General features: G+C 61.5%; 16 protein-coding genes. 9 read left to right on the top strand and 7 right to left on the bottom strand.

The features are described from left to right. Positions 1 to 35: 35 nt before the first annotated feature. Genes NN662_RS07475 through NN662_RS07455 form a run of 5 tightly spaced genes read left to right on the top strand, consistent with a single transcriptional unit; the run spans position 36 to position 3,417 of the window. Complete coding sequence (locus NN662_RS07475) at positions 36 to 698, top strand: amino acid ABC transporter permease (protein ID WP_261929667.1); 663 nt, start codon at positions 36 to 38, stop codon at positions 696 to 698. 3 nt (positions 699 to 701) lie between these two features. Further along, positions 702 to 1,367 (top strand): amino acid ABC transporter permease, encoded by a 666-nt coding sequence (locus NN662_RS07470; protein WP_261929666.1) that lies wholly within the window; start codon positions 702 to 704, stop codon positions 1,365 to 1,367. Between the two features lie 12 nt (positions 1,368 to 1,379). Continuing rightward, complete coding sequence (locus NN662_RS07465) at positions 1,380 to 2,162, top strand: amino acid ABC transporter ATP-binding protein (RefSeq protein WP_261929665.1); 783 nt, start codon at positions 1,380 to 1,382, stop codon at positions 2,160 to 2,162. Between the two features lie 19 nt (positions 2,163 to 2,181). Then, complete coding sequence (locus tag NN662_RS07460; protein ID WP_261929664.1) at positions 2,182 to 2,571, top strand: RidA family protein; 390 nt, start codon at positions 2,182 to 2,184, stop codon at positions 2,569 to 2,571. 36 nt (positions 2,572 to 2,607) lie between these two features. Continuing rightward, a complete protein-coding gene (locus NN662_RS07455; protein WP_261929663.1) occupies positions 2,608 to 3,417 on the top strand; it encodes an IclR family transcriptional regulator in 810 nt (269 codons plus the stop codon). A 108-nt stretch (positions 3,418 to 3,525) separates the two neighbouring features. On the opposite strand, the gene NN662_RS07450 is transcribed toward NN662_RS07455, so the two are convergent. The 7 genes from NN662_RS07450 to NN662_RS07420 all read right to left on the bottom strand — a co-directional run bounded on the left by NN662_RS07450 (position 3,526) and on the right by NN662_RS07420 (position 11,456). After that, a complete protein-coding gene (locus NN662_RS07450; RefSeq protein ID WP_261929662.1) occupies positions 3,526 to 4,671 on the bottom strand; it encodes an iron-containing alcohol dehydrogenase in 1,146 nt (381 codons plus the stop codon). A gap of 5 nt (positions 4,672 to 4,676) precedes the next feature. Continuing rightward, positions 4,677 to 6,056 (bottom strand): aldehyde dehydrogenase family protein, encoded by a 1,380-nt coding sequence (locus tag NN662_RS07445; RefSeq protein ID WP_261929661.1) that lies wholly within the window; start codon positions 6,054 to 6,056, stop codon positions 4,677 to 4,679. Positions 6,057 to 6,104: 48 nt separating this feature from the next. Then, positions 6,105 to 7,472, bottom strand: a complete 1,368-nt coding sequence (locus tag NN662_RS07440; protein WP_261929660.1) for a glutamine synthetase family protein — start codon at positions 7,470 to 7,472, stop codon at positions 6,105 to 6,107. Positions 7,473 to 7,561: 89 nt separating this feature from the next. Beyond that, positions 7,562 to 8,608: a TRAP transporter substrate-binding protein gene (locus NN662_RS07435; protein WP_261929659.1), complete on the bottom strand. Its 1,047-nt coding sequence runs from the start codon at positions 8,606 to 8,608 to the stop codon at positions 7,562 to 7,564. A gap of 115 nt (positions 8,609 to 8,723) precedes the next feature. After that, positions 8,724 to 10,049, bottom strand: coding sequence for a TRAP transporter large permease subunit (locus tag NN662_RS07430; protein ID WP_261929658.1), 1,326 nt, complete (start codon positions 10,047 to 10,049; stop codon positions 8,724 to 8,726). Then, positions 10,039 to 10,554: a TRAP transporter small permease subunit gene (locus NN662_RS07425; protein WP_261929657.1), complete on the bottom strand. Its 516-nt coding sequence runs from the start codon at positions 10,552 to 10,554 to the stop codon at positions 10,039 to 10,041. The genes NN662_RS07430 and NN662_RS07425 overlap by 11 nt, the downstream gene beginning before the upstream one ends. A gap of 125 nt (positions 10,555 to 10,679) precedes the next feature. Continuing rightward, entirely contained in the window at positions 10,680 to 11,456 is a 777-nt protein-coding gene (locus tag NN662_RS07420) for an N-formylglutamate amidohydrolase (protein ID WP_261929656.1), read from the bottom strand. Between the two features lie 175 nt (positions 11,457 to 11,631). On the opposite strand from NN662_RS07420, the gene NN662_RS07415 reads away from it, so the two are divergent. From NN662_RS07415 to NN662_RS07400, 4 genes are all read left to right on the top strand, one after another. After that, positions 11,632 to 12,507 (top strand): MurR/RpiR family transcriptional regulator, encoded by an 876-nt coding sequence (locus tag NN662_RS07415; RefSeq protein ID WP_261929655.1) that lies wholly within the window; start codon positions 11,632 to 11,634, stop codon positions 12,505 to 12,507. Positions 12,508 to 12,706: 199 nt separating this feature from the next. Continuing rightward, positions 12,707 to 13,789 carry an ABC transporter substrate-binding protein gene (locus NN662_RS07410; protein WP_410010967.1) on the top strand — a complete coding sequence of 361 codons (1,083 nt, stop codon included), beginning with the start codon at positions 12,707 to 12,709 and terminating at the stop codon, positions 13,787 to 13,789. A gap of 80 nt (positions 13,790 to 13,869) precedes the next feature. Then, positions 13,870 to 14,742: an ABC transporter permease gene (locus tag NN662_RS07405; RefSeq protein ID WP_261929653.1), complete on the top strand. Its 873-nt coding sequence runs from the start codon at positions 13,870 to 13,872 to the stop codon at positions 14,740 to 14,742. Next, positions 14,739 to 15,527: an ABC transporter permease gene (locus tag NN662_RS07400; protein ID WP_261929652.1), complete on the top strand. Its 789-nt coding sequence runs from the start codon at positions 14,739 to 14,741 to the stop codon at positions 15,525 to 15,527. The genes NN662_RS07405 and NN662_RS07400 overlap by 4 nt, the downstream gene beginning before the upstream one ends. Positions 15,528 to 15,536 lie beyond the last annotated feature (9 nt).

Genomic DNA, 15,536 nt, shown 5'->3' with positions numbered 1-15,536 from the left:
CCCCGCCGTTTTCATCTGCTCTGACAGGAATATCGATGGGCTATACCCTTAACTTCTCGGCGGTCTGGCGCAATTTCGACCAGTTGCTCGCAGGCCTCCTGCTGAGCCTGGAGCTCGCCTTCGTTGCGCTTCTGATCGGCGCCGGCATCGGGCTTGTGGTCGCCTTCGCGTTGACCGGTCGCAATGCCTGGATCCGCCGGCTGGCCGCTCTCTACGTCACGGTCATCCGCAATCTGCCGATCCTCGTTCTCATTCTCTTCGCCTATTTCGCCTTGCCGCAAATGGGCGTTCGCCTCGACAAGATCTCGAGCTTTATCGTCACACTGGCGATCTATTCCGGCGCCTATCTCGCCGAGGTCTTCCGTGCCGGGCTCCTGTCCATTCCCGTCGGACTGAAGGAAGCCGGGCTGGCGATCGGCCTGACACCGGGCCAGATCCGCCGCTCCATCATCATTCCGCTGATGCTGCGCAACGTGCTGCCGTCGCTCTCCTCGACCCTGATTTCGTTGTTCAAGGACACCTCGCTCGCCGCCGCGATCGCGGTCCCCGAACTCACATTCGAGGCGCGCAAGATCAATGTGGAGACCTTCCGCGTCGTCGAGACATGGCTCGTCGCGTCCGGACTTTACGTTGCGACATGCTCCATCCTGGCCGCGCTGATGCGTGCCATCGAACGCCGACTGACGATTGGGAGGTAGGCCATGCACGAGTTTTCAGCTTTCCTCGACCAGGTCTGGCTTGCCCGCTTCGTCATCTTGAAGGGCCTCGGCCTGACGGTGTCGATCTCGTTCGCCTCCATCGCCGCCGGATCGATCCTCGGCGTGGTCCTCGGCCTTACGCTCGTCTACGGCAACCGGTTCGCCCGGCTGATCGCCAGAGGTTATACCGACTTCGTGCGCGGCACCCCGGTGCTGGTTCTGGTGCTTGCCAGCTACTACATCCTCTCCACGGTCGGCATCAATCTCGACCCGTTCGAGGCCGGCGTGCTGGCGCTGTCCGTATTCTGCTCGTCGCATGTCGGTGAAATCCTGCGCGGCGCGCTGCAGTCGATCCACAAGGGACAGACAGAGGCGGCCAAGGCCATCGGCCTGACGTTTTCGCAGACCTTCGCCTACGTGCTCTGGCCGCAGGCGCTGCGACAGATGTTGCCGACATGGGTCAACACCGCGGCCGAAATGGTCAAGGCGTCGACACTCCTGTCGGTCATCGGCGTGGCGGAACTGCTGTTGCGCACGCAACAGATCATCTCCCGCAATTTCATGAGCCTCGAATTCTATTTCTTCGCTGGCTTCCTCTACTTCGTCATCAATTACGGCATCGAGCGTTTCGGCAAATACGTCGAGCGCAAGACCGCCATCAGTTCGTGAGGAGCACGGCCCATGAGCACAGCTGCGAACAACACACTTCTGGACATCAAGAACCTGCACAAGCGCTACGGCGACCTGGAGGTCCTCAAGGGCGTCGACTGCTCCATGCAGCAGGGCGAGGTCATCTCCATCATCGGTTCCTCCGGCTCCGGCAAGACGACGATGCTGCGTTGCATCAACATGTTGGAGGAATTCCAGGGCGGCCAGATCCGGCTCGACGGCGAGCAGATCGGCTATATCGAGGAAGGCGGCACCCGCAAGCGCCGCAGCGAGAAGGACATTGCTCGCCAGCGGTCGATGACCGGTATGGCGTTCCAGCAATTCAACCTCTTCCCCCACATGACCGCTGCCGGCAATGTCATGCTCGGTCTCGTCAAGGTGAAGAAGATGCCGCGCGACGAGGCCCGGGCGCTGGCCGAGAAATGGCTCGCACGCGTCGGCCTCGCCGAGCGGGCGGACCACTATCCCGGGCAGCTCTCCGGCGGCCAGCAGCAGCGCGTCGCCATCGCTCGCGCGATCGCCATGAACCCGCGCCTGATGCTCTTCGACGAAGTGACGTCGGCGCTCGACCCAGAACTGGTCGGCGAAGTGCTGCAGGTCATCAAGGGGCTGGCGTCCGACGGCATGAGCATGCTGCTCGTCACCCACGAGATGCGCTTTGCCTACGAAGTCTCCCACCGCGTCATCTTCATGAACAAGGGTGTCATCGCCGAAGAGGGCGACCCCAAGGAGATGTTCCACCGGCCGAAGACGGAGCGTCTGGCCGAATTCCTGAAAACTTCCAGTTTCAACTAGAAAATTAAAGCGAGGAAATATGACGATCAAGCGCATTGGAGCCGGCGAAAAGGGTGCCGGCGGACAGCCCCTGCCCTTCGCCCGGGCCGTCCAGGCCAATGGCTGGCTTTACGTATCTGGCCAGGTGCCGATGGAAAACGGCGAGATCGTCCGCGGCAGCATCGTGGACGAGACCCGCAGGACGATCGAGAATGTCATCAAGATTCTCGATGAGGCCGGATACGGATTGGAAGACGTCGTGCGCGTCGGCGTATGGCTCGATGACCCGCGCGACTTCTGGTCCTTCAACGGTGTTTACGCCGAGTATTTCGGCGCCAACCCGCCGGCGCGGGCTTGCGTGCAATCGCGGATGATGGTCGATTGCAAGGTGGAAATTGATTGTGTCGCGTTTCGCGCGGATAAGATGTAGTCAGGCACAAGACGTGGCGCAGGAGCGGGATGGCATATGGCTGGACAGGTAACGGACGAGGCAGGTTCCAAGAGAGCGCGCGGACTTGATCGCGCCTTCGAAATTCTGGAATATCTGCGCGCCCATCGCCAGCCGATCCGCCCCAATGAACTGGCGATCGCGATGGAGGCGCCGCGCTCCTCCATCTACGAGCTGGTCAATCTTCTCTTGCGCCACGGCATGCTGGAATACTCCGGCGGCGACGGCCGGGTCTATCTCGGCCGCAAGCTCTATTTTCTGGGCAACGCTTATTCGGACCACTTCGACCTGATGCGCGAATGCGACATCTCGCTCACTCATCTGGCCGAGCAGACTCGCGAGACCGCACAGATGTGCCTGCTCGAAGGCAACAAATACACCGTCGCCATGATGCGCGAGGGCCTCCGCCCGTTTCACATCTCCTCGGCCGTCGGCGAACTCGTCTCGATTCCCTGGACGGCGTCGGGCCGTCTGCTGATCGGCCACATGAGCGATCAGGAAATCCTCGACTTCATTCCGCCGGAAGACTTCGTCCTCCCGAATGGCCGGCATCTGGATCCGGCCCAGTTCATCGCGGAGGTCCGCGCGGCCACCGCCGATGGCTTCTTCACCTTCAACAGCGTGGTCGAGAACTACACCTATTGCTTCGCCGTACCGGTGCATCAGGCCGACGGCACGCCGATCGCCACGCTCTGCCTCGTGACCCCTCGCGAGGACGGGCTAAAGCATCGGGAAGCCTATCTCGACCGCCTCCTGAGCGAAGCCCGCGACCTCTCCGAACGACTAGGCTACAAGCCGACCCCCGCCATCAAGCGCTCATCCCTCTGAAATCACCGCGGCATTTCCGCGACCGGTAACCGGTTCCATCTTCGCACATAGCAGCAAAAAGCCGGGCACGGCGAGTTACGGCGCGCCCGGCTCTTGTTTGTCAGATTGTCAGATGCACTCGCCGAAAAGCTTCTTGGCCGCATCCAGCGTCAGTTCGACCGGATTGCCGCCGGCCGTCGGGTCGACGATCGCCATTTCCGACATCTCGTCAATGCGGCTGGTGTCGACACCGAGCGCCGACAGGCGGTCCGGCACGCCGAGCTCTTCACGAAGCTGCAGCACGTAATCGTAGAAGCCGTTGAAGCCGCCGGAAATGCCGAGATAGGCGGCCGCAGCGGCAATCTTGTCCTCGATTGCCGGACGGTTGAAACGCAGCACCGGCGGCATCACGACGGCATTCGTCATGCCGTGGTGGGTATTGTAGATCGCGCCGACCGGATGCGACAGCGAGTGGATGGCGCCGAGCCCCTTCTGGAACGCGACGGCACCCATGGCGGCAGCCGACATCATGTGCGCACGCGCTTCGATATCCGTGCCGTCGGCATAGGCGCGCGGCAGGTATTCCTTGACGAGGCGCATGCCTTCGAGCGCGATACCCTGGCTCATCGGATGGTAGAAGGGCGAGGAATAGGCTTCCAAGCAATGCGCGAAGGCGTCCATGCCAGTGCCGGCGGTAATCACCTTCGGCATGCCGACGGTCAGTTCCGGATCGCAGATCGTGATCGACGGCAGGAACTTCGGATGGAAGATCACCTTCTTCGTGTGTGTCGCCGAATTGGTGATGACCGAGGCACGGCCGACCTCCGAGCCGGTGCCGGCGGTCGTCGGCACGGCGATGATCGGCGCGATGCCGTCGGAATTGGCGCGCGTCCACCAGTCGCCGACGTCTTCGAAATCCCAGACCGGACGGCTCTGGCCGACCATGAAGGCGACGCACTTGCCGAGGTCGAGGCCCGAGCCGCCGCCAAAGGCGATAACGCCGTCATGGCCGCCGTCCTTGAAGGCCTTCACGCCGGCCTCAAGGTTCTTGTCGTTCGGGTTCGGATCGACGTCCGCAAAGATCGCCCGGCCGAGGCCGCCTGCGTCGAGAATGTCGAGCGCCTGCGCCGTGATCGGCAGGCTGGCAAGGCCGCGGTCGGTGACCAGAAGCGGCTTCTTGATGCCGGTCGCCTTGCAATGATCGGCGAGTTCCTTGATGCGCCCTGCCCCGAACTTGATCGCGGTCGGATAGCTCCAGTTGGCGGTAATGGTCATGTCAGTCATGCCTTCTTGAGATGATAGGATTTCGGGCGGGTCAGGTTGTGGAAGCCGATGACGGAGAGCGAGCCGCCCTTGCCGGTTTCCTTGCAGCCGGTCCAGCAAAGTGCTGGGTCGAGGTAGTCGGCGCGGTTCATGAACACGGTCCCGGTTTCGATCTCGCGGCCGATGCGGGCGGCGCGCTCCGCATCCTTGGTCCACAGCGATGCCGTCAGGCCGTATTTGCAGTCGTTCATCAGTTCGAGCGCTTCCGCGTCGTTCTTGACCTTCATGATGCCAACGACCGGACCGAAGCTTTCCTCGGTCATCACGTCCATCGTGTGATCGACGTCGACGAGGACCTGCGGCGCGAGATAGGCACCACCGTCATCTTGCGGGAACAGCTTCGGATCGACCAATGCCTTGGCGCCCTTGGCGACGGCCTTCGACACCTGGTCGCGCACGGTCGCTGCAAACCGCTTGTGGGCCATCGGGCCAAGCGTCGTTTCCTGCTCCAGCGGATTGCCGAGCTTGTAGGACGAGGCAAAGGCGACGGCCTTTTCGACGAAGGCGTCGTAGAGGTTCTCGTTGACGTAGATGCGCTCGATGCCGCAGCAGCACTGTCCGGAATTGAACATCGCGCCGTCCATCAGCGTGTCGACGGCCGCATCGAGATCGGCGTCTTCCATGACGTAGCCCGGATCCTTGCCGCCAAGCTCGAGACCGACATTGGTGAAGGTGCCGGCCGCAGCTCGTTCGATCGAACGGCCGCCTTCGACGGAGCCGGTAAAGTTGACGAAGCCGAAGCTCTTCTCGCCGATCAGCGCCGAGGTCGTGTCATGGTCGAGGAAGACGTTCTGGAACACATCCTCCGGCACGCCGGCCTCGTTGAAGGCGCGCACCATGCGCTCGCCGACGAGGATCGTCTGGCTGGCATGCTTGAGGATGACGGTGTTGCCGGCCATCAGCGCCGGAGCGACCGTGTTGATCGCCGTCATATAGGGATAGTTCCACGGCGCGATGACGAACACGACACCATGCGGCTCGCGCTCAATGCGGCGCTCGAAGGAGGCGCTGTCCTCGATGACCAGCGGCGCCAGAGACGACGCGGCGATCTCGGCGACGTAGTTGGAGCGCTCGTTGAAGCCCCTGAACTCGCCGCCGTAACGCACCGGCCGGCCCATCTGCCAGGCAAGCTCGGTGACGACCTCGTCGGCCATCTCGTTCAGGCGTGCAACGCCCTTGAGGACCAGCTGGACGCGGTCTTCCAGCGGACGGGCCGCCCATGCCTTCTGCGCCTTCTTCGCACGTGCCACCGCCGCGCGGGCATCATCCAGCGCCAAAGCCGGACGCTCGGCATATACTTCGCCGTTCACCGGCGAAATGCATCGGATCATGGTCATGATCTTCACTACCTTTTGCTGGGTTCTGCTGCGAACCCGTTTCTTTCGTTAGGCTCTCTCGAAGCCGCGCGCGACTTCCCAGTCGGTGACGCGGCGGTCGAATTCTTCCTGCTCCCATTCCGCCGCCCGGACGTAATGGTCGATGACGTCGCTGCCGAGCGCCTCGCGCAGCATCTTCGACCCCTTCAGGGTCTCGATCGCCTGGCGGAGCGTCTTCGGCACCTCGCGGACATTGGCCGCGCCATAGGCGTCGCCTGTGTACGGCGCTTCGAGCGTCATCTTCTTCTCGATGCCGTCGATGCCGGCGGCCAGCAGCGCCGCAAACGCAAGATAAGGATTGAGGTCGGCGCCTCCAATGCGGCATTCCACCCGCACACCCTTCGTGTCTTCGCCGCAGAGACGGAATCCGGCCGTGCGGTTGTCCTTCGACCAGACGATCTTCGTCGGCGCAAAGGTGCCGGCGATGAAGCGTTTGTAGGAATTGATGTAGGGCGCCAGGAAATAGGTCATCTCCTCGGCATGCGCCAGAAGCCCGGCGATATAATGTTCCATCAGTTCCGACATGCCGGATTCACGCGCCGGATCGTGGAAGAGCGGCTTGCCATCGAGGCTCCAGAGCGACTGGTGTACATGCGAAGAGTTGCCGGCGGCCTGCCCGTGCCACTTGGCGAGGAAGGTGATCGCCTTGCCCTTTTGCCAGGCGATTTCCTTGGCGCCGTGCTTGGCGATCGAATGATTGTCGGCAGCCAGCATAGCCTCGGCGTAGCGGACGTTGATCTCTTCCTGGCCGGCAGACGCCTCGCCCTTGGTGTTTTCGACCGGAATGCCGGCACCGTAGAGGCCGTTGCGGATCGCCCGCATGACATTCTCGATCTTCGTGGTCTGGAGGATGTGGTAGTCCTCGTTATAGGCGCTCGAAAGCTTCAAGTTGCGGTAGCCGGCGGCATTGGCGCTCTCATAGCTCTCGTCGAACAGGAAGCACTCCAGCTCGGTCGCCATGAAGGCCTTCATGCCCATCGCTTCCAGGCGCTTGATCTGCTTTTTCAGGATCGAGCGCGGCGACAGCGGCACTTCCGCATGCGTGTGATGATCGTAGAAATCGGAGAGCACCATCGCCGTGCCTTCGAGCCACGGGATCTTGCGCAAGGTCGAAAGGTCCGGCTTGACGGTATAGTCGCCGTAGCCCGCCGACCAACTGGCCGAGGTATAGCCCGGCACCGTTTCCATCTCGATGTCGGTCGCCAGCAGGTAGTTGCAGCAGTGGGTTTCCTCATAGGCGCTGTTGATGAAGTGCTCAGCGTGGAAACGCTTGCCCATCAGACGACCCTGCATGTCCACCTGTACGGAAAGGACGGTATCGATGCGCCCTTCGGCGACATCCTTCTTCAATTCATCGAACGTGTAGGTGGCGGTCATCTGGGTTCCTGCCTCGAGCGTTTTGTCCATCAACTGCAAACGGTCCGGAGCGCGCATGCTCCGGACCGCGATCTCTTATATAGCGGCGATCAGCCTTCGCGGTAAGGCGAACCTGCCTTGGCCATGACCGCCTGGTAGTCCTTCAGGATCTTGACGACCTTGGCATTGCGTTCGCTCTGGGTGGCGATTTCGTCCCAGAACTCCATGGCCTTGTCTTCGACCGTCTTCCACTCTTCGGCCGGAATGGTGGTGAGTTCGAGCGGCGATCCGCCGGCGCGAAGCGCTGCTTCGCCACCCCAGTACCAGTGCAGCCGGTGGTAATGCGAGGAGTCCATGCAGACGCTCCACAGCGTCTTCAGGTGCTCCGGCACTTCCTTCCACCGGTCGGCATTGGCGAAGAACGAGCCGCACCAGCCGCCGGAGATGTTGTTCGTCAGGAAGTACTTCACCGTGTCTTCCCAGCCGACGGTGTGCACTTCGGTAATGCCCGACCAGGCGACCGCGTCGATTTCACCGGTTTGCATCGCAACCGGCGTGTCTTCGTAGGGGATCGTCACCGGAATGACGCCGAACTGTTCCAGGAACTTGCCGGCCGTCGGGAAGGTGAACACGCGCAGGCCCTTCAGGTCGGCAAGCGACTTGATCGGCTTGTTGGTGGAGAAGTTGCACGGGTCCCAGGCGCCGGCGGACAGCCACTTCACGCCGACTTCGGCATAGGCCTCGTCCCAGATCTCGGCGAGACCGTACTTGTAGAACAGGGTCGGCACGTCGAGCGAAAACTTCGAGGCGAACGGGAAGTAGCCGCCGAAAACCTTGATGTCGACCGGCGAGTTCATCGAGTCGTCGTCGGACTGGACGGCGTCGATCGTTCCCTGCTGCATGGCGCGGAACAGTTCGCCCGTCGGCACCAGCTGGTCGGCCGTATAGAGCTCGATTTCCATTTGGCCATTGGCGGCCTTGTTGAACTTCTCGACGCAGGGCTTGACCACTTCTTCGGCAAGCGCCGCGCCGGCATAGGTCTGGAGGCGCCACTTGATCGGCGCCTGCGCCTTCACATAGGGAGCGGCAAGCGTAGCAGGACCGGCGGCGGCAACGGCAACCCCGGCCTTCTTCAGGAATTCGCGTCTGCTTTTCATGTTGGTATCCCTCTAAAGCTTCTCTGGTTTGTCTTATCGGCAGCGAAATCCCCCGCCACCGGTCTCACAGTCCGGCCCCTTCTGTCGGGGGCCTTCAAAAATCCGTGCGCGGCACCTAGCCCCGGACCGCCACCTTTTCCGGCAGCCACAGCGCGATCTGCGGAAACAGCATCACGATGACGAGCCCGATGATCATCAGTCCTACAAACGGCCAGACCGACTTGTAGATGTCCTTCAGCGCAATTTCCGGCGGTGCCATGGCGCGCATCAGGAACAGGTTGTAGCCGAACGGCGGCGTCATGTAGGCGATCTGGCAGGTGATCGTGTAGAGCACACCATACCAGACGAGATCGAAGCCGAGCGCCCGGACCAGCGGAATGTAGAGCGGCGCGACGATGACCAGCATGGCGGTATCGTCCAGGAACGTCCCCATGATGATGAAGGAAATCTGCATCAGGATGAGGATTTCCCAGGGACCGAGGCCGAGCTTGTCCTGGAAGATCGACGAGATCGTCTTTACCGCGCCGAGACCGTCGAACACCGCACCGAAGCAGAGCGCCGCCATGATGATCCACATGAACATCGCGGTGATGCCGAGCGTCTGCTCGAGCGTGCGGTTCCAGACCTCCTTGGTCAGGCGACCCTTGTACCAGGCGGCCAGCAGCGCGGAGGCCGCACCGATCGCCGAGCTTTCGACAAGGCTGGTGACGCCCATGATGAACAGGCCCATCATCAGGAAGAAGATCAGGAAGGGAATGATCCCCGCCCGCAGAAGCTTCAGCTTTTCCCTCATCGGAACATTGCGTTCCTCGGGCGACAGCATCGGCGCCAGTTCCGGCTGCATCTTGCAGCGGATGATGATGTAGATGGTGAAAAGCGCCGCCAGAAGCAGGCCCGGGAAGGCACCGGCCAGCCAGAGCTTGCCGACCGGCTGGCGGGCAATCATGCCATAAAGAACGAGCACGACCGACGGCGGCACGAGGATGCCGAGCGAGGAGCCCGCCTGAATCACACCCGAGACCATGATCTTGTCGTAGCCGCGCTTCAGAAGTTCCGGCAGCGCGATCGTCGCGCCGATCGCCATGCCGGCGACCGACAGGCCGTTCATCGCCGAGATGATGACCATCAGCCCGATCGTGCCGACAGCGAGACCGCCGGGCAGCCCGCCCATCCAGACGTGGAACATCTTGTAGAGGTCTTCGGCAAGACCGGATTCAGACAGCAGGTAGCCCATGTAGATGAACAGCGGCAGCGTCACGAGCGCGTACCATTTCATCAGCTTCATGCCGGCGGAAAAGCCCAGTTCCATGCCGCCGGGACCCCAGAGGAGCGCGGCAGCGACGACGCCCACGACACCGATCGCGGCGAACACCCGCTGACCGGTAAACATGGTCAGCATCATCGACAGGAACATGAAGAAGGCGATCAACTCATACGTCATCGATCGGCTCCCCTCTCCAGATGGCGACGTCCTTGATCAGGATGGAGATCGACTGCAGGATCATCAGGAAAATGCCGAGCGTCATGGCAATCTTGATCGGTGCCATGTAGGGCGACCAGGACGAATAGCTCGTCTCGCCGTATTCCAGCGCATACATGGTCGACGAAATGCCGCCATAGAGCATGAAGCCGAGATAGGCGAGCAGCAGGAAGATGGTGAAGCAGTCGACGATCGCCTTGGTGCGCGGCGACCATCGGCCATAGATCAGATCCATGCGCACATGGCTGTCGAGCTGCATGGAATAGGGACCGCCGAGCAGGAAATAGGCGATCATGATGAACTCCGCCATTTCCAGCGTCCAATTAGCCGGCAGGAAGAACACCTTTGAAATCGATGAATACAAGAGCACGCCCATCAGGACGAAGACGAGATACATCACAATTCGGCCGAGACGCCGGTTGAACCGGTCGACGCGACGCACATAGGTTTTCAAATAATCAGGCATCGACGCCCCCGCGCCGTGATCTGCCTGCATCCCTCAAAATCGTCATTTCCCTCTCCAGTTCGGATCGTGACCCGCGCCTTACCTCGTCCTGACTGTTCCCCGTACCCTACAGCTCTTCTTGTCGTTCAGCTGCTTTTCTGCAGGGCCTGTTTCAAAAGATCTTCCAGATAGCCAGCCGCCCTCGCCTGACCGGCCTCGTCGGCGATCAGGTCGTTGCGCACCTCGATCATCACGTTCAGCATGCCGCGCGCCTTGGCGTGCAGGTTCAGCGTATGCGTCACGCCGTCGGCCGGGCCGTAAGGCTCATTGCGTCTGACGCGGTACGGGCTGTCGAGATCGTCGCAGGCGGACAGCATGGCATCCGCAAACCGCGCATCGTCGTCGTGCAGGATGCCGATCTCGACCTCCCGCTGCTTGCCGAAATAGACCGGCGTGAAACTGTGCATGGTGACAAGCACCGTGCCGCACCCCGCAGCCACCCTCGCCTCGATCACCTCTTCGACCCGGCGATGAAACGGCAGATAAAGCGCCTCGGTCCGCGCATCACGCTCCTGTTCAGACAGGTTGCGGTTGCCGGGAATCTCATAAATCTCACTAGTCTCCGGCATGGCGCCCGGCGATTCCGGCGGACGGTTGCAGTCGTAGACCAGCCTCGAAAACTGCTGATAGACCAGCGGCGCATCAAAGGCTGCCGACAGGCGTTCCGCAACGGCCAGCGCGCCCGGATCCCAGGCGACATGGCTTTTCAGCACATCGTTCGTCAGGCCGAGATTGCCAACGCTTGCAGGCAGGCGCCTCGACGCATGCTCGCAGACGATCAGGATATCGCCCGCACCGTCGGGATTGACCATCCCGACGGGATCGCCTTCCGATCGCGTCAACAATCCGGCATGATGCAGCATGAAACCGGGGCCTTTCCGCACTGACTTTCGAATTTATGAAGAGAATTCTTCACAATCCTGTCACTGTCAATGGCGACAGAAAAATTCTTTACATTTTTATTGACTCGCTGATCAACACCGTTTTTAGTGATAAAAAGAAGGCACCGGCAAAAGCCGGGCGGGGAACAAAACATCAGTGTCGGATACGTCGCCAAGAACAGTTGCAGACGTGATTCATGCCAATTTCGGCGGGTTGACGCGCGCCGAGCGCATGCTTGCGGACCGTATTCTGGAAAACTACCCGGTGTCGGGGCTCGGAAGCATCACGGCGATCGCCGAACAGGCCGGCGTGTCGACGCCCACCGTCGCCCGCATGGTGCAGAAGCTCGGATACAAGGGCTATCCGGAGTTCCAGGCACATCTGCATCACGAGCTTGAGGAAACCCTGTCCAATCCCATCGCCAAGCATGACCGCTGGGCGGCAAACGCGCCGGACACGCACATTCTCAACCGCTTCGCCGATGCGATCATGTCGAACCTGCGCCAGTCGCTGACCGGCATAGACACGGCGACGTTCGACAAGGTGGCCGCACTTCTGGCCGACCGCGACCGCTCCCTCTACTTCGTCGGCGGCCGCATCACCGGCGCCATTGCCGAATATCTCTTCACCCATATGCAGGTCATCCGCCCGCGCGCGACGCTGATGACCTCCAACTCCTCGTCATGGCCGCAATACGTGCTGAACATGGCGAAGGGCGACGTACTGGTGATCTTCGACATCCGCCGCTATGAGGAAGAACTCGTCCGCCTCGCCCGCGCGGCCGCGGAAAGCGGCATCGAGATTGTCGTCTTCACGGACCAATGGGCCTCGCCCGCCGCCAAGCATGCGAGCCATGTCTTCCGCATCCAGATCGAGGCGCCCTCCGCATGGGACTCCTCCGTCGTCATCCTGTTCGTCGTCGAGGCACTGATCGAAGCCGTGCAGAACGACAGCTGGGACGAAACCCGGGAACGCATCAACACCCTGGAAAGCCTGTTCGAACAGTCCAGGCTTTTCCGGAAGGCAAGATAGGGAGAACGAAGGTTGCAGCAAACAGGCCGCAGGCCGCAGGACAAACGTTGAGACAGGAGAACTGACGGCGTCCGCAATGTACGAAACTCACGCAACGGAAACCGTCACACAGGATTCACACAAGTTCAATAACGCCGAGCAAGCCGTTCGGCCGTAGCTCACAAGAGGAGAAACAGAAGTGACCAACACCCTGCACCGCATGCTGTCGCTGACGACAGCGATCATGGTGGCATCCGCACCTTTCGCATATGCGGATTCCATGGACGACCTCGTTGCCGCCGCCAAGAAGGAAGGCAAGCTGACCACCATCGCCCTGCCGCATGACTGGTGCGGTTATGGCGCTCTGATCGACGGCTTCAAGGCGAAGTACGGCATCGAAGTCAACGAACTGAACCCCGACGCCGGCTCCGGCGACGAAATCGAAGCCATCAAGGCCAACAAGGGCAACACCGGCGACCAGGCTCCGGACGTCATCGACGTCGGCCTGTCCTTCGGTCCGTCCGCCAAGGCTGACGGCCTCGTGCAGCCCTACAAGGTCTCGACCTGGGACGAAATCCCGGATTCCGCCAAGGATGCCGACGGCTACTGGTACGGCGACTACTACGGCGTCATGGCCTTCGAAGTGAACAAGGACATCGCCACGGAAAGCCCGAAGGACTGGGCCGACCTGCTGAAGCCGGAATATGCCAACATGGTGGCACTTGCCGGTGACCCGCGCACGTCGAGCCAGGCCATCTCGGCTGTCTTCGCGGCTGGTCTTTCGGCTGCCGGCGGCGACGTCGCCAAGGCCGGCGACGCTGGTCTCGAATTCTTCAAGGAACTGAACTCCAAGGGCAACTTCGTTCCGGTCATCGGCAAGTCGGCTCCGCTCGCACAGGGCACGACCCCGATCATCCTGCGCTGGGACTACAACGCGCTCGCCGACCGTGACACGCTGAACGGCAACCCGCCGATCGACGTCGTCATCCCGGAAACCGGCGTCATCGCCGGCGTCTACGTCCAGGCGATCTCGGCTTATGCCCCGCACCCGAACGCTGCCAAGCTGTGGATGGAATACCTGTATTCCGACGAAGGTCAGCTCGGCTGGCTGAAGGGCTACTGCCACCCGATCCGCTTCAACGCGATGGCGAAGGCTGGCAAGATCCCGCAGGAAATGCTCGACAAGCTGCCGCCGGCAGAAGCCTATGCAAAGGCTATCTTCCCGACGCTCGAAGAGCAGGACGCCTACAAGAAGACGATCACCGAAAACTGGGATTCGGTCGTCGGCGCCAGCGTTCAGTAATACTGAAACCGACAATGCCGCGGGGAGAAAACTCCCCGCGGCACTTGATTGTTTGAAGACTTTTCGAAAGCGCCCGCCCCATGCAAGCTAACCGGTCCGCCGCCGTGCAGAAGAAGGTCGTCGATTGGCTCGGCATCGCGCCGTTCATGATCTTCGCGGTGATGTTCCTGATCGCCCCGACGCTCTATCTCCTGATCGGCGCGTTCCTCAATCAGGACGGCCAGTTCACGCTGGAAAACATCCGCGGGCTGTTCACCGACAAGATCCTCGCCTCCTATCTGATCTCGCTGAAGGTATCGGTCGCCTCGGCGCTCGGCGGCGGGCTCGTCGGCTTCTTTCTCGCCTGGGCCGTGGTGCTCGGCGATCTGCCGAAATTCATCCGTTCGCCGATCATGACATTCTGCGGCGTGGCATCGAACTTCGCCGGCGTGCCGCTGGCCTTCGCCTTCCTCGCCACGCTTGGCCGCACCGGTCTTCTGACGCTGATCCTGAAGGAAACCGTCGGGCTGAACATCTACGCCCACGGCTTCAACCTGCTTAGCTTCACCGGCCTGACGATCACCTACATGTACTTTCAGATACCGCTGATGGTGCTGATCATCACCCCGGCCCTCGACGGCATGAAGAAGGAATGGCAGGAGGCCGCCCAGAGCCTTGGCGCCACCACCTTCCAATACTGGACCCGCGTGGCGCTGCCCATCCTGTTCCCGAGCATCCTCGGCACGCTGCTCCTGATGTTCGCCAACGCCTTCGGCGCGATCGCCACCGCCTACTCGCTGACCGGCTCGACCTTCAACATCGTGCCGATCCAGCTCTATGCCCAGATCCGCGGCGACGTGCTGCACAACCCCAATCTCGGCTATGCGCTGGCCTTCGGCATGGTGGTCATCACCGGCATTTCGAACCTCATCTACATCTGGCTGCGCGTGCGCGCCGAAAGGTGGCAGAAATGAATGCGAAGAATATCGGCGCCTGGTTTGCCGTCTTCATCGGCTCGCTCTACTTCATCGTCCCATTGATCGGCACGTTCGAATTCTCGCTGCGCATGCGCCGCGGCGAATATTCCTTCGACGCCTACCGGTCGGTATTTTCGGACGTCAACTTCCACGAATCCTTTTCCTATTCGATCGTCATGGCGCTGCTGACGATCTTTTTCGGCATGCTGCTGGTCGTTCCGACCGCCTACTGGGTACGCCTGCGCCTGCCGCAGATCCGCCCCGTCGTCGAGTTCCTGAGCCTCATGCCGCTGGTCATCCCGGCCATCGTCGTCGTCTTCGGCTATCTGCGGCTCTACAATTCGTCGTCGCTGATCCCGTTCACCGGCACGACGCGCGGCACCGATGCGCTGCTGATGTTCGCCTTCATGACGCTGTCGCTGCCCTATATGTACCGCGCCGTCGACACAGCGATGCGCGCGATCGACGTCAACACGCTGACCGAAGCCGCCCAGAGCCTCGGCGCCTCTTGGCCGATGATCATGTTCCGCTGCATCTTCCCGAATGTCATGAGCGGCGTGCTGTCCGGCTCGTTCATCACGTTCGCGATCGTCATCGGCGAGTTCACCCTGCCCTCGCTGCTCAATCGACCGGCCTTCGGCCCCTATCTGCAGCTGATCGGCGCCAACCGGGCCTATGAACCGCCGGCGCTCGCCATCATCGCATTCGCCGTCACCTGGCTCTCCATGGGCCTGATCCAGCTCGTTTCGCGCCTCTCCCGCTCCAGCGCACGCCTCGCCTGAAGGAACTGA

The sequence above is a fragment of the Rhizobium sp. NRK18 genome (genome assembly GCF_024385575.1).
Taxonomy (GTDB): domain Bacteria; phylum Pseudomonadota; class Alphaproteobacteria; order Rhizobiales; family Rhizobiaceae; genus JANFMV01.
The sequence above is the reverse complement of the archived record's forward strand: the minus strand, read 5'-3'. Positions and strand labels throughout refer to the sequence as shown.